Below are 15,455 nucleotides of genomic sequence, written 5' to 3'. Positions count from 1 at the left end.
GACCCGTCATCGCCCCGGGCCCCGATCGCGAGGCGGACGCCATCGAGCGAAACCGCATTGCCGAAACCGTCGCCTGCACCGAGCTGCGCAAACGATGGCGCGGCAGGAGCCGTCAGGTCCAGCCCCACCGAAGCGCGATAGTCGGCGCCGATCGTGCCGGTCAGGCGGCCGCTGCCGAACGCGGCATCGCTGAACTGGAAGAACTGCACCGCGCCGCTGTTCGGCTGGCTGTTGGCGGGGCCGTCATCCCCTGGCGAGCCGACGGCTAGGCTGGTGCCGAACAGCGAGACGGCAGCGCCGAAATTGTCGCCTTCTTCCACCGGCACCGAGATCTGCTGCGCCCCGTTGAGCGTGCCGACATAGCCGTTGCCGATGATCGAGCGCTGCAGCGGGCTGGCCAGCTGGGCATTGGCAAAGTTGTAGAGATAGACCGCACCGGCGCCGAACTGGAAGAGATTGCCCGCGCCCTGATCGCCCGGCGCACCGATCGCCAGCCGCCCGGCGTTGAGGGAAACGGCGCTGCCGAAAAGGTCGCCATTGTCGAGCGATCCGGGATCGCCGTCATTCGCCCCGGTATAGCCGCGACCGATGACGCCGACCTGCGCGACGCCGCCTGCCTGGCTGTCGGCAAAGGTGAAGGTGTAGACCGCACCGATGGCGCTGAGGCTGCCACCGATATTGCCCGCCCCCGCATCGCGCGGCGCACCGACAGCGAGCTGCCGCGCGACGATATCCATCGACAGCGATGAACCGAAATTGTCGCCGGGATCGAGCGCGCCGAGATTCAGGCTGTTGAGACCGCCATAGCCCGCACCGATGGTGCCGATGACACCGCCTGCACCCACAAACGGGCTGTGCAGCAACAGATAGACCGCGCCCGAATCGCCCACGGCGTTGCCCAGGCCATCGTCGAACGGTGCCCCGACCAGCAGGTTGGTGAGCGAAATCGCGACGGCAGAACCGAATCTGTCCCCAGCCTCCAGCGCGACGTCCAGATCGTTGACGCCGCCATATCCGTTGCCGACCGTGCTGAACGACGAGAGGTTTTCGAAGGCCCCGGACTGGAAGGCGAAGGTATAGACGGCGCCGCCATCGGCGACATCGTCCTGCCCGCCGTCATCGCCCGGCGCCCCCACCGCAAGGAACGACCCCGACAGCGAGACCGAGGCGCCGAAATTGTCGCCGGCCTGCAGACCTGGCAGCGAGAGGTTCTTCCCGCCGGTATAGCCCGACCCGATCACGCCTTCGAGCACGGGTGCCGTGAGGTTCAGGCCCGGCGCATTCGAGAAGCTGATCAGATAGACCGCCCCCGCGGCGGCGGTGAGGCCGGATGCGCCACTGTCGAACGGCGAGCCGATCGCGAGCAGCTGGCCGTCCAGCGAGACGGAATTGCCGATATTCTCGGGCGGGTTACGGTTTATGCCCTGCGCGGCGAGCGAAGATGTCGGACCGTTGGCATAGGCCCCTCCGATGATCCCGGCGAGCTCGAGGTTGGCGAAGAATGGGCCGTTGAAGGTGAACAGATAGGCGGCTCCGGCCGATGGACCGACGCCATTGCCGCTGTCCCCCGCCGCACCGATGATCAGCCGGTTGGATTCGAGCGTTATCGCCGAACCGAAGCGGGTGCCGTCAAACAGGCCGACGACCGGCAGAGCCGACGGACCGATATAGCCCGAGCCGATGACGGCCTCCAGCGTGGGGCTTTCGAGCGCGGCACCGGCAAAGGCGAACAGGAAGGCCGCACCGCGATCGAGACCGCCGCCGGAAGACCCGCTGTCACCGGGCGCGCCCACGGCCAGCCGGTTGTTCAACAGCGAAACCGAAGCGCCAAAGCCGTTGGCACCGTCAAGCTCGCCCACTGAAAAATCGCTTGGTCCCCCAATATAGCCGCTGCCGAGCGTACCGAGCAGCGTCGGCAATCCGAAATTGCTGTCGGCAAAGTTCAGCAGATAGACCGCGCCCGCATCGCCGAGCGCGTTGCTGGTTCCGTCATCGCCAACGGCGCCGACGGCCAGGTTGAAGCCGTCGAGCGACACCGAGCTTCCGAAACGGTCGCCCGCCTCCAGATTGCCGATCGCCAGAAGATCGGTACCGGAATAGTCCGCGCCATAGACGCCAATCAGGCTGCCGGATTCGAAATAGTTGAACACCGGAACAGGGCCGCTGAAATCGATCGTGTTCGAGAATTTCAGCGAATAGACCGCGCCGGAATCGATGAAATTGTTCGATCCGCCATCGTCCCCGGGAGCCCCGACCACGAGCTGATTGAAGCGCAGCGACACCGCGCTGCCAAAGGCATCGCCCGGCCCCAGATTGAGCAGCCCGACATTCTTTCCGCCGCCGTAATCGCGGCCGATCGTCGCCTCCAGCACCGGATTGTTCAAACCGGGATCGAACCGGAAAAGATAAACCGCGCCCGCATCGGGCGACAGATCATCGGCGCCATCGTCTCCCGGTGCACCGACCGCCAGCAGATCGGGGTTGAACCCACCGAGCGAGACGCTGCTGCCGAACCGGTCGCCATCCTGCAACGCTGCAACATCGAAATTGCCCGCGCCGGTATAACCCTTGCCCAATATGCCCTTGAGCGTCGGCGCGGCAAAATTGGCACCGGCGAAGGTGAACAGATAGACCGCGCCGATATCGGTGCCATTGACGTCAGCCGAGCGGTCTCCGGGCGCGCCGATGGCGAGCAGTTCTGCCGTCAGCGAGACGGCGGTGCCGAAGCCGTCGTTGGGGAAGACTTCCGGCACCGATACGTTCTGCGGGCTGCCGTAGCCGCGGCCGAATGTCCCGGCATAGGAGAGGTTGGCGAAATTGCCGCCGGTGAACGCGAACAGATAGACCGCGCCGAGCCCGAAATCCTTGTTGGCCGCGCCCATGTCGCCCGATGCGCCGACCACCAGCCGGTTCTGGTTGAGCGAGAGCGCGTTGCCGAAACCGTCGCCGGTTTGCAGCTGGCCCAGCGGCAGATCGAGATCGCCGCCATAGCCCCTGCCGATCGCGCCGATCTGGGTATAGGTGCCGTTCGACAGCGAGAACAGATAGGCCTTGCCCGAACCCCCGACCGAATCGTCGGCACCGCTGTCACCGGGCGCGCCGACCACCAGCCGACCTCCCGAGGCGGATACCGCCGCCCCGAACTGGTCGGCAGCGCCAAGAAACGAAATATCGGTGTCGTTGCTCTCGCCATAGCCCGAGCCGATGATGCCGATCAGCTGGGGCAGGTTGAAGACCGCATCGTTGAAGGCGATGCTATAGACGGCACCCGCATTGGCCAGGTTGTTGCCTAGCCCCCGATCGCCCGGCGCGCCCACCAACAGTCTCAATCCGTCGAACGCCACGCTGGTGCCGAATGCATCGCCCGCTTCCAGCTGCGTATCAGGGCGATTGATGTCCAGGTCCTTGGCACCGACCTGATAGCCGAACCCGATCGTGCCTTCGAAGATACCGCTGTTGAACTGGGCATCGGCGAAGCTGAACAGATAGACTGCACCCGAATCCACGGCGCTGCCGCCCAGCCCGTCATCGCCGGGCGCACCCACGGCGAGCCGGGTTCCGCTCAGCGCGACCGATCGGCCAAAGGCGTCATCCGTGGCGAGCTGCGTCAGATCGATATCCCGGGCACCCGCATAGCCCAGCCCGATGGTGGCCTGCAGCGAAGCGCCGGAGAAAAGCAGGTCGGTGAAATTGAAGAGATAGACCGCGCCTGCGGCACCCGCCGAGCCCAGCGCGCCCGCGTTGCCCGGCGCGCCAACCGCCAGCTGCAGCCCATCGAGCGAGACCGACGAGCCGAACTGTTCGAACCCGTTGATCGGTACCGACAGGTTCTTTCCGCCGCTATAGTCCAGCCCGATGACCGCTTCGAGCACGGGCGCGCCGAAAGCCAGATCGGCGAAACTGAACAGATAGACTGCACCGGAAAAGCTGAGGCTGTTGAAGGCGCCGCGATCGCCAGGAGCCCCGACCGCGAGCCGATTGCCGTCGAGCGAAACGGCGAAGCCGAATTCGTCACCCGGTTCGAGCCCGGGCACCGAGAGGTTGCTGAACCCGGTATAGCCCGCGCCCAGCTTGTCTATCAGCCGGGTATTGCCGAAATCGGTACCGGCAAAGGTGAACAGATAGGCTGCGCCCGATCCCGGTGCGCTGCCGTTGCGGCCGGCATTGCCCGATGCGCCGACCACCAGCCGTTCGCCGTCGAACGCGACCGCCGCACCGAACTGCTCCCCCTTGGCGAGCTTCAGGTCGAAATCCCGTGCCGAGCCGAGATAGTCGACTCCGATGATCCCGGCCTGGCTGATATCGGTAAAGCCGGGGGAGGTGGTGAACAGATAGACCGCGCCGGCATTGTTCTGCGTACCGTTGCGCCCGTCATTGCCCACCGCGCCGACGACGAGCTGCACTCCGCGCAGCGCCACCGACTGGCCGAACAAATCGCCCGCCGCCCCATTGGTGTCGAAATCGTTCAGCCCGGTATAAAAGGTGCCCAGCCGCGCCTCCAGCGTGCCACCGCTGAAATCGCCGGCCGCAAAGCTGTAGACATAGACGGCACCGGAATCGAATATCGGGGTGCTGCCCCCGTCGTCATTCGGCGCGCCGATCGCCAGCCTCAGGCCATCGAGCGAGAGTGAGGTGCCGAACCGGTCCCCGGTCTCGAGCCCCGGAACCGCGATATCGTTGGGGCCGCCCGATCCATAGCCCAGACCCAGAGTGGCAAGCCGCTGCGGCGTCGCGGAAAAGCCCGCATCGCCCATGTCGAAGATATGGACCGCACCCGCTTCGATGTCTGATCCGCCAAAACCGTTGTCGCCCGGCGCGCCGACCGCAAGAATGTTCCCCGAAAGCGCGACCGCGCTGCCGAACAACGCCCCTTCGCTGTTGATGGCGCTGCCGTTGAAGCTCTCGAAATTGAGCACACGCGCCAGGACGCCACCCGAAAACGAGGCGTCGGCGAAAGTGAAGAGATAGACGGCACCGGCATCGCCCTGCGCGATCGCGGTGCCATCGTCACCGATCGCCCCGACCGCGAGCCGCGTTCCGTCCAGCGAGACCGACGAGCCGAAAAGATCGTCCGCCTCGAGCCGCCCGACCGAGACATTCTTGCCGCCGCTATAGCCCGATCCGATGATCGACTGCAGCACCGGCGCGCTGAACAGCGCATCGCCAAAGGTGAAGAGGTAGACGGCGCCCGAATCGGACCGGGTGTTGGTCGCGCCATCGTCAAACCGCGCGCCGACCACCAGCCGGTTGCGGTCCAGCGAGACCGCCGTTGCGAAATTGTCCTGCTCTTCCAGGCCATTGCCCAGCAGCGACAGGCCGAAAAGCGAGGTATATCCTGCGCCGAGAATGCCGACCTGCCTGCCATCGCCGAACCGGTCGTCGCCGAAGGTGAAAAGGTACACCGCGCCCGAATCGGTGGCCAAATCGGTTCGGCTGTCGTCATTGGCCACGCCGATGACCAGACGATTGCCAAACAGCGACAGGCTGCTCAGCGTGTCGCCAAACTGCAGCCCGCTGACCGACAGGTTGTTGCCGCCCAGGGCTCCGTAATCGGCACCGATCCGCCCGACCAGCTGAACGCCCGAAAACGCATCGTCGGCAAAGGTGAACAGATAGGCCAGGCCTGAATCGGTGACGCCGTTTTCGCGGCCATCGTCCAGCTGGGCGATCACCGCCAAGCGATTGCCTTCGAGTGACAGCGCGTTGCCGAAATGGTCGGACGGCTCGAGGAAGCTGATCGCGAGATCCTTGGGCCCCGAATATTGGTGGCCAAGAATGGCTTCGAGATTGCCGGAGTTGAATTCCGAATCCTCGAAGGTGAACAGATAGACCGCGCCATGGCTGAAGCCGACATTGCCCTGGCCGTCATCGAACACGGCGCCGATCGCGAGCCGGTTGCCATCGAGCGCTACCGCACTGCCGAAATAGTCATCGACATCAAGCGCGAGGTTGACGTTCTTGCCGCCCGAATAGCCCTGGCCGACGATCGCTTCGAGGACAGGCGTTGCAAAATCCGGCCCGGCGAAGCTGAACAGATAGACCGCGCCCGCATCATTGGTGCTGTCGGTAGCGCCATCGTCGAACAGCGCCCCGACCGCGAGCCGGCCGGAAGTGAGCGACAATGATGTCCCGAACAGGTCCCCCGCGCCCAGGTTCGCGACATCGAGGCTGGCAGGCCCGGAATAGCCCGCCCCCAGCACGCCCGCCAACTGCCCGCCGCCAAAGCTGAGATTCGAGAAGGTGAAGAGATATACGGCGCCGGAATCGGTCGTCGCGTTGTTGGCGCCATCATCATTGCGCGCCGCCACCGCAAGGCTGAGTGAAGAGAGCGAGACGGCGTAACCGAACCGGTCATCAGCCTCCAGCGCTCCGACCGAGATGTTGTTGCCGCCGGTATAGCCGGAGCCGACAACCGCGCTCAGGACAGGCGTCGAGAACGCGCTGTTGGCGAAGGTGAAGAGATAGACCGCGCCGACATCCGTCAGGCCATTGGTCGCGCCGCGATCCCCCGGCGCGCCGACCGCGAGCCGGTTGCCATTGAGCGAAACCGAGACGCCAAAGCCATCGCCTGCCTCGATCCCCGGGGCGGGCACGACCTGCGCCGGGAAATTGCTGGCAAAGGCCTGAAGCACCAGCCCGTACTGGCTGGGCGCGTTGCTGGCATCGGCGATAATGATGTTCTTGGGGTCAAGCAGCAGCGTGCCGCCGCGTTGACCGTCGCGCGCGGTTTCGACCGTGCCGCGATAGACCAGCGTTTCCTTGCCCGATATCTCGATCTGCCCGCCGACCCCGCCGACCATCCCGCCGCGCGCGATTGCATTGCCCAGGAACGTCGTCTTCTCGTCCGACCAGATGACGATCTCGCCCGCATTGCCGCGCATGCCGATCGCCGAAACGTCGATCGTCACCGCATCAGTCGCCACCAGCCTGAGCGCGTTGGGCAGTTCGTCGGTGGTGAGGTTCCTGCCGCCCTGGAACTCGCCGCCCAGCCGCACCCGGCCGCCACGAATGCCGCCCTGCGCATAGAATTGCGCCGAGAACAGGTCGAGCCGCGGCGCGCTGACGTCGATATTTCCGCCAAAGCCATGGCTGCCCGAAGCGCGGAACTTGCCCGAGGAGATGATCTGGTCGTCCGAGACATAGCGGATCGATCCGCCGTGCAGGCCGCTTGCATCGATGAACGCGTCGCCGGTGTCGATCGCGCGGCGCGTCGTCCTGATATCGACGCTGCCGCCCTTGCCGAGCGCGGCGTTGACCGTGATCCGCCCGGCGAGCGAGAAGCCGCCCGCATCGAGCTGGATCTTGCCGCCCGCATCGACACCGCTGGCCGAAAGGATCGAGCCGAAGGACAGGAAATCGCTGCCCGTGATATGCGCGGTGCCGCCTGTCTTGCTGCCATCGAGATTGATCGTGCCGTCAAGAATCGTGCGCGCCGCGCGGATCGTCAGCGTGCCGCCGCTGCCGCTCGCCGCCATCGCCTGGCCCGGCGCGCTGCCGTCCCCATTCAGCGAGCTGACCCAGCCGATCGCGTTCTCCGTATCGCTGGCCTTGCCGCCCTTGCCCTTGGCGCTTCCCGCGGGCGCCGCATTGGTTGCGGACGACAGGTCCATCGCGACGTTGCGGCCCACCTGCACCTCGCCCGGCGCGGTGATCGCGACCTTGGCCGCGACCAGCGACACCTTGCCATCGGGCCCGGTCTGCATGCTCGCCGCCTGGGGCGTGCCGATGCGCACCGACTGGTTGACCAGATCGCGTGCCGCCGATGCCGTGATCAGCACCGATCCGCCGCGCGCATCGACGACACCGTCGACGCCGACCAGTGCGCCCTTGTCGTCGAGCTTCGTCACCGCATCGCCGACCTGGAAGCGGATCAGATTGTCGCCATGCAGGTCGAGCGTGAACGCCTGTGCGCCGCCAAAGGCGATGCGCCCCATATGCGCGGTGATGATGCCGTCATTGGCCACCTGCGGCGCGACAAATGCGGCAATGCCCGCATCGCGTACCGTGATATTGCAATGGTTGGTGATCCTGGCGCCCGCGCGGCCCGGCGTGCCGAAGCGCAGCGCCCCGCCCGCCATGAACGCCTCGTTGCCGATGTCCGCGCTGGTCGCGACCAGCCCCGCGACATCGACCTTGGCATCCTTGCCGAAGACGATGCCGTTGCCGTTGATCAGATAGACCTGGCCGTTGGCGGTCAGCTCGCCCAGGATCTGGCTGATCTCTGGCCCGGTCACCCGGTTGAGCGCGATCGATCGGGCGTTGGGCTGGCGGAAATCAACCCCCTCGCCCGCATCGATCGAGAAATTGTTCCAGTTGATGACCACGCGGTCGCTCGACTGGTCGATGCGCACGCGGCCAGTGCCCTGGCCATTGATCGTCGCCTGGCCGGCCACCACCTGTCCGCCACTGGGATTGGCATAGGCGGCCTGGGCAGAGGCAATGGCAAGACCCGCCGCGCCCGTCCGCAATGCGACGCGCCAACCCGGCATCGTCCGCGCCCCCTGGCCCCGTTTGCGATACAGGCTCATCGCGTCGCTCCGATCGAGAAGAAGATGCGCGGATCGTTGCTGCCATCGGGGGTGAAGCGCGACTTGCCGGGCCAGGCGGCATAGATTTCACCGAACAGGCCGTAAGGCAGGGCGATGCGCGATCCGCCGCCCGCCGACCACAGTTCCGTCACGCGCAGCTCGGCAAAATCGAGCCGCCCGCTCTGGCGCAATATGCCCGCATCGACGAACAGGAAGGGCTGGACGGTCACGCCTCCGACGCTCAGCCGATCGTTCACTTCCATGGCGACATTGATGCAATGGTCGCCGCCCGCCGCGCCATAATCATAGGCGCGGCCGAACTGGTCGCCGCCGAAATTGCATTCGCGCGAGGCCGATGCGCCGCCATTCAGCCCGATCTGCGCTTCGGCATTCACCCGCACGCGCGTCGTGCCATAAAGCGGTGCGGTCCACACCAGCGAGCCGTTCAGCGCGGTAAATTCGGGATCGCCCAGCGTCCGGCTGCGCAGCGGATTGAACCGCCCGGTCGCGCCCAGGCCGTTGATGCCTTGCGACAATCCCAGCCGGAACAGCCCGATGCTGCCATCGGCGGCGGCCCAGTCATAGCTGCCGTACAGCTCGTAGAAGCGGCTGCGGTCGTCGATCAGCGTGACGCCGAAAATGCCGCTGTCCGAATTGATCGCGGTCCCTTCCAGCCCGACGATCAGGCTGGAATTGCGCGTGCGGCGCAGCGGATAGCTGAGCCCTGCGCGGATCACCTCTTCCTCGCCCCGGAACTGCAGGATCGACAGGAAGCCGCGCACCGCGCGCGATCGGGCCCGCGAATAGCTCACCGTTCCGGTGAGGCCATCGTCGGTAATCGGCGCGCTGTACTGGACGAAGCCCGAGACGAAGCCGTCGGTCGGCAGCGTCGCGCGGACATCGGCCACCAGCCGGTCGCCCGGCACCAGCACCGAGTTGGCGGTCGCCCCGGCGCGATACCGCCGCTCGCCCAGATTGTCGCGGATGCGGTTGTCGAACTGCGCTTCGACCTCGAGCGGATCGAGATTGACCACCACCAGCAGATTGGCCGCGCCCGGCGTGGCTTCGGAAGGCCGCACCACCACCGAGACGTCGAGACCGCCGAGGTCGCCCGTTGTCAGGATCGCGCGCTCGAGCTCGTCGACCATCACCGGGCCGCGCTTGATCAGCGGGGTGAAGCGGCGACGCACCATCTCGGTCAGCCGGGTCTTGCCCACCAGTCCGGCGCTCGACTTGAGCTGGATTTCAAGCGCATCGACACTGCCCTCGACCACCTGCAGCACGACAACCCCGTCTTTCACCTCCTGCTCCGGCACGATGGCAAAGGACAATGCAAAACCGGCGTCGGCATAGACGCGGGTGAGCAGGTCGGCGGCGCGATAGATGTCGGCGAGCGTCAGATCCTGGCCCAGGAACGGCTTGAGCGGCGCCTGCAGCCGATCCTCGTCAAGATAGTTGAAGCCAGTGATGCGGAATTTCGTGACGCGCACCTTCTGGGTATCGTCGACGCTGTTCGGGTCGGTGCGCGGGCGATCGATGGTGAAGGGGGTGCGCGGGGTCGAAAGCGGCACCTCGGCGGCGCGGTTCTCGCGCTCGAACGTTCCGGCGGGAGGGCGCACGGGGCCAGGCAGCGCCTGCGCTGCCAGCGGCGCGGGAAGCAGCAAGGCTGCCCCAAAAGCTGAAAGGCACGCACGGGCCATCACGGCCTGCCGACCGCGCATCCTGCCCCAAGTCCGCCACATCGCCATGCGGTTCAAATGTTCCACTACCCCGAAGGGATTGAGAGGGTGCGACCCCGCCTCGGAACGTCGAGAATCCGCGCGGGAACGACCGGTTAGCAGCCCCTGCGTCCGGCAAAGTGCACCGGATCACAGACCGCGAAACCGGACGATCGTCCAGCGCGAAAACCCGCAAGGATAAACCGCTTCATTATGAAATCAGCAAACCTCGCCCCTGGCGATGATTAAGCATTGCCACAGACAAAAGGCAAGTGAATGACGCCTTAAGGTCATGATTTTGAAGATGAGATGCCGATTAACCACCGTATCCAGGCGACAGGCGCCGCAGCGTCAGAGCGCCTGCGCAGCCGGATTGCGCAGCACCAGATTGTCCACGCTCTGCCCCTCGGCCCAATGGCCCGATCGGCGGAACTGCCCGATGCAATGCGGCTCCAGATAGATGACCGATACTGGCTGGGTCAGCGCGGTCAGCCTGTCGACCACCGGCGCCATCACGCTATCATCGAAAGGATCGTAGAAGAAGCAGACCAGATCGAGATCGGCAGGTGGCTGGTAGCGCGCCGCATCCATGCACAGGAACTGCGTCGGCGCCACAAGCGCGCCCTTGCTCGCCATGATCTCGCGGTTGCTCAGCGCGATATCGACCAGCTCGGGCGCGAATTCGACGCCGATCGCGCGGGCGAAGGGGAAGCGCGCCGCCTCGAGCACCGCGCGCCCCTTGCCGCAGCCATAATCGATGAACGCGGTGCGCGCGAAATCGACCTTCAGGTCGGCAAACCAGACCGGCATGTTGGCGCCGTTGCTCGCCTGATAGCGCCGGGCATGCGCCGCAAGCGCCGGATCGACGCTGAGCGTGTGCAGCTCGCGCATCGCGAAGGTATCGGTGCCCCATTGCTCGTCGAACGCCTGGAAGCTGCGGTCCCGCTGCCGCGCCTGGGGTGTCATCGCGCGGGCATGATAGACGATATTGTGCCCGATCAGCCGCACGATCTCACCGGCGGACCGGCCCCTGAGGCGCTGGGTGATCGAGGACAGCATTGCGGCAGGACACCTTTCTGGTTGACGTAGGATTGCCATTTTCGGCAGGCCATGGCGTCTAGCCCGGCGAGCAGAAGCTTGAAACCGGATTAACCATAGCAAGACCGCTGCGGCCCATTCCGGGGCATCTGGCGGCAGGAGAGGACAAGGGGCCGATGAGCAACCCGATTGTGATCACTACCCAGGGCGCGGTCGAGACCGTGACGCTCAATCGCCCGGAAGCGCTCAATGCCATGGACGAGCCGATGATCATGGCGCTGCAGGACTATTTCCGCGGGCTCCAGGACCGGCACGCGGTCCGCGTCGTCATCCTGCGCGCCGAGGGCCGGGCGTTCTGCGCCGGGCTCGACCTCAAGGGCTGGAGCCCGCGCGAGGGCGAAGGCGCGGTGCATGGCGGCTGGCGCACCCAGCGCGCGATCGCCACGGTGATGCAGCTGATGCGCGCCTGCCCGCAGCCGATCATCGCCTGTGCGCAAGGCGCGGCGTGCGGTGGCGGCATGTCGCTGCTGCTGTCGAGCGACGTGCGCTATTGCACCCCCGATTTCCGCATGAACGCCGCCTATATCCGCATCGGCCTTGGCGGTTGCGACATGGGCTCGAGCTATTTCCTGCCCCGGCTGGTGGGCAGTTCGCTCGCGGCCGAGATGATCCTGTCGGGCCGCTTCGTCGGGGCCGAGCGCGCGCTGGCCGCCGGGTTCGTCAGCGAGATCGCCTCGCCAGAGGACATGCTTGCCAAAGCCGAGGCACTCGCGGCCGACATGCTGCTCGCCAGCCCGATGGGGCTGAGGCTCAGCAAGGACGCGCTCAACCGCAATATCGACGCGCCCGGCTTCGAGGCGGCGCTGGCGCTCGAGGATCGCCAGCAGATCCTGCTCAGCATGACCGAGGATTATGCCGAGGCGCGGCGGGCATTCATGGAAAAACGGGCGCCGGAGTACAAGGATCGGTGAGGCCTGCAAGATCCTCCCACAGCTTGCTGGGGGAGGATTTACTTCGCGCCACAGCCCATCGCGTCGGTCTTCTGCCGCTCGATGAAGCGGTGGACCGCCTGGATCACCACCGACCCCTCGCCGACGCCCGAGGCGACGCGCTTGACGGAGCCCGAGCGGACATCGCCCACCGCGAACAGCCCCGGCCGGCTGGTCTCGAACGGCGAGCAGCCGTCGCCGGTCAGGATGAACCCGGCATCGTCGAGCTTCGCGCAACCCTGCAACCAGTCCGAACAGGGCTGCGCGCCGATCATGACGAACAAGGCGCCCGCCTCGATCCGCGTCTCCTCGTCGCTGCGCCGGTCGCGCCAGGCGAGCCCTTCCAGATGCGTGTCGCCGGTGAGCGCGGTGACCTCGCTATAGGGGTGCAGCGTGATCGCGTCCGAGGCCATGATCCGGTCGATCAGATAGCTCGACATGGTCGCGGCCAGCCCCTCGCTGCGCACCAGGATGTGCACATGCGCGGCAAAGCGCGACATATAGACCGCCGCCTGGCCCGCCGAATTGCCGCCGCCGACCACCACGACCGCGCGGTCGGCGCAGAGCTGCGCCTCCATCGCGGTCGCGGCATAATAGACGCCCGCGCCTTCGAACCGGGCATAGTCGGGGAGGTCAAGCTTGCGATAGCGCGCGCCGGTCGCCGCGACCACCGCGCGCGCCTCGGCCACCGTGCCGTCCTCGAGCTGCAGCCGAAAATGACCGCCGCTGCAATCGAGCCCGGTCGCCGCGCGCGAGACCGCGAGCCGCGCGCCGAATTTCTGCGCCTGGACCTGCGCGCGGCCTGCCAACGCCTGGCCCGAAATGCCGGTGGGAAAGCCCAGATAGTTCTCGATCTTGCTGCTGGTCCCCGCCTGGCCGCCAGGCGCAGTGGATTCGATGATCAGCGTGTCGAGCCCTTCGGACGCGGCATAGACCGCCGCTGCCAGCCCTGCCGGTCCTGCCCCCACCACGATCAGGTCGTGCAGCCGCTGCTGGTCGATCGCCACCGCGACGCCCAGCGCATCGGCGAGATCGTGCGTGCTGGGGTTGCGCAGGATCTGCTCTTCGGAAATCACCACCGGAAGATCGGCATCGCTGAGGCCGAAACCTTCGAGAAACGCCGCCGCATCGGGGTCGGTCGACGAATCGATCGTTCGGTGCGGATAGCCGTTGCGCGTCAGGAACGCGTTGATTCGGACCGTGTCCGCGCTGCGCGCCGGGCCGACCAGGGTCACTGCGCCCTGCTGGTGCTGCATCAGCGCGACCCGGCGCAGGATGAAGGCGCGCATGATGATCTCGCCGATATCGGGTTCGGCGACGATCAGCCGCCGGAAATCGGCGCGCTTGACCCGGATCACTTCGGTCGGGCCCACAGCGCGCCCGCTGACCAGGATCTTGCGGTCGTTGAACAGGTCGAGCTCGCCGGTGAACTGGCGCGCGCAATGGCGGTGGACGATGCCCTCCTCGCCATGATCGCCATGATCGATGATCTCGATCTCGCCCGATCCGACCAGGAAGAAATCGACTCCGCGCTCGCCGCGATGGAAGACATGATCGCCGTCGGCCAGCGTCTCGCGATGCCCGAAACGCGCGATTCGGCCAGCCATGTCCTCGCTCAGCACCGGGAAGGTCTGTTCCAGCCGGGCATAGGGATCGCTGCTGTCGACCGGCTGCGCGCCGGGTGCCGAATTGCCCATTTCCTGCGTCCTTTCGCCTGACCTTAGTGCGCCGTAGCGTCAGCTCCGGTACCGCATTGCCAAGTCTATCATGCTATCGCGCCAATGCGTCAGTTTCTTGGCATCGCGGCTTGCATTTGGGTGGTGGCGGTGCAGATTAGCGCCCAACAATCCCGTTCAGGACAAGGTGAGGATCATGACCGAAGACGAAGACCTGGAGAGCTTCCGCGCCGAGGTTCGCGCGTTTCTCGATGCCGAGCTACCGCCCGAAAAGCGCTTTGCCGCAGACGGCTTCGCCAATAGCAGCAAGGAGCTGACCGCTTGGTGGCAGGGCGTCCGTGCCAAGCGGGGCTGGGGCGCGCCCGGCTGGCCCAAGCAATATGGCGGCTGCGAATGGTCGCTCGCCAAGAAGCGTATCTTTGCCGATGAATCGACCAAGGCGGGCGCGCCGTCCTACAGCCCGTTCGGCCTGACCATGGTCGGCCCGGTCATCTACACCTTCGGTACCGAAGAGCAGAAGGCCGAGCATCTGCCGCACATCATCAACGGCACCCGCTTCTGGTGCCAGGGCTATTCGGAGCCCGGCGCGGGATCGGACCTGGCCAGCCTGAAGACGCGCGCGGTGCGCGACGGCGACCATTATGTCGTCAACGGCCAGAAGACCTGGACGACGCAGGGCCATTGGGCCGACTGGATCTTCTGCCTGGTGCGCACCAATACCGAGGTGAAGCAGCAGAACGGCATCTCGTTCCTGCTGATCGACATGAACACGCCCGGCATCGAGGTCCGCCCGATCCGCACGATCGACGGGATGCATCACTTGAACGAGGTGTTCTTCACCGATGTGCGCGTGCCGGTGAAGAACCTGGTCGGCAACGAGAATGACGGCTGGACCTATGCCAAGTTCCTGCTCGGCAACGAGCGCGCCGGCATTGCCGGGGTCGCCCGCACCACCGGCGACCTGATCCGCCTGCGCGAATGGGCAAGCTCGGTCGAGCATTTCATCAACCCGCCAATCAACGATCCGGTGATCGCGCAGAGGCTGGACTCGCTCGAACAGCGGCTCACCAAGCTGGCGGCGCTCGAGGCCCGCGCGCTCGAGGCGCCGAGCCAGTCGGCCGAGGCGATGCGGCTGGTCGCGCCGTTGAAGCTGCTCGGTACCGAGCTGTCGCAGGACGTGTCCGAACTGGCGCTGGACATTGCGGGTCCTGCCGCGCTGCCGCGTCCGGCGAATGATCCGGTCCATCCCTATGGCCAGGAAGGCGAGCACGCGATGTCGGTCTTCCTCTTCGGCCGCGCCCAGTCGATCTATGGCGGCACGAACGAGGTGCAGAAGAACATTCTCGCCAAGATGATGGCCGCAGGGATCTGATCGCCTTCGCAATTATAAGCCAATACCTAACCCGTTTGTGTCGAGCGAAGTCGAGACACGTGTGCGCACGTCCCTCGATTTAAGTTTACCCTGAGCGGCTGGCTTGCCAGCCAGTCGAAGGGCTCGGGACAAAC

General features: G+C 65.8%; 6 protein-coding genes. 2 read left to right on the top strand and 4 right to left on the bottom strand.

From position 1 onward, the window contains the following. The 3 genes from AX735_RS25210 to AX735_RS13340 form a co-directional block, all read right to left on the bottom strand. The coding region (locus tag AX735_RS25210) for a two-partner secretion domain-containing protein (protein WP_202189579.1) at positions 1-8,489 on the bottom strand (8,489 nt) is incomplete at its 3' end. Between the two features lie 35 nt (positions 8,490-8,524). Continuing rightward, a complete protein-coding gene (locus AX735_RS13345) occupies positions 8,525-10,192 on the bottom strand; it encodes a ShlB/FhaC/HecB family hemolysin secretion/activation protein (protein WP_066281074.1) in 1,668 nt (555 codons plus the stop codon). A 405-nt stretch (positions 10,193-10,597) separates the two neighbouring features. Next, entirely contained in the window at positions 10,598-11,305 is a 708-nt protein-coding gene (locus AX735_RS13340) for a class I SAM-dependent methyltransferase (protein ID WP_066281070.1), read from the bottom strand. A 155-nt stretch (positions 11,306-11,460) separates the two neighbouring features. Between AX735_RS13340 and AX735_RS13335 the strand changes: the two genes are divergently transcribed. Continuing rightward, complete coding sequence (locus AX735_RS13335; RefSeq protein ID WP_066281066.1) at positions 11,461-12,255, top strand: enoyl-CoA hydratase/isomerase family protein; 795 nt, start codon at positions 11,461-11,463, stop codon at positions 12,253-12,255. 38 nt (positions 12,256-12,293) lie between these two features. On the opposite strand, the gene AX735_RS13330 is transcribed toward AX735_RS13335, so the two are convergent. Continuing rightward, positions 12,294-13,970 (bottom strand): FAD-dependent oxidoreductase, encoded by a 1,677-nt coding sequence (locus AX735_RS13330; protein ID WP_066281059.1) that lies wholly within the window; start codon positions 13,968-13,970, stop codon positions 12,294-12,296. A gap of 175 nt (positions 13,971-14,145) precedes the next feature. Between AX735_RS13330 and AX735_RS13325 the strand changes: the two genes are divergently transcribed. Beyond that, entirely contained in the window at positions 14,146-15,321 is a 1,176-nt protein-coding gene (locus AX735_RS13325; protein ID WP_066281058.1) for an acyl-CoA dehydrogenase family protein, read from the top strand. Positions 15,322-15,455: the final 134 nt, after the last annotated feature.

It is taken from the genome of Blastomonas sp. CCH1-A6 (genome assembly GCF_001556365.1).
GTDB classification, from domain to species: domain Bacteria; phylum Pseudomonadota; class Alphaproteobacteria; order Sphingomonadales; family Sphingomonadaceae; genus Blastomonas; species Blastomonas ursincola.
The sequence above is the reverse complement of the archived record's forward strand: the minus strand, read 5'-3'. Positions and strand labels throughout refer to the sequence as shown.

Coding starts and splice junctions, on each gene's coding strand:
- AX735_RS13340 (WP_066281070.1), bottom strand. CDS start 11,305: ATGCTGTCCTCGATCACCCAGCGCCTCAGGGGCCGGTCCGCCGGTGAG.
- AX735_RS13335 (WP_066281066.1), top strand. CDS start 11,461: ATGAGCAACCCGATTGTGATCACTACCCAGGGCGCGGTCGAGACCGTG.
- AX735_RS13330 (WP_066281059.1), bottom strand. CDS start 13,970: ATGGGCAATTCGGCACCCGGCGCGCAGCCGGTCGACAGCAGCGATCCC.
- AX735_RS13325 (WP_066281058.1), top strand. CDS start 14,146: ATGACCGAAGACGAAGACCTGGAGAGCTTCCGCGCCGAGGTTCGCGCG.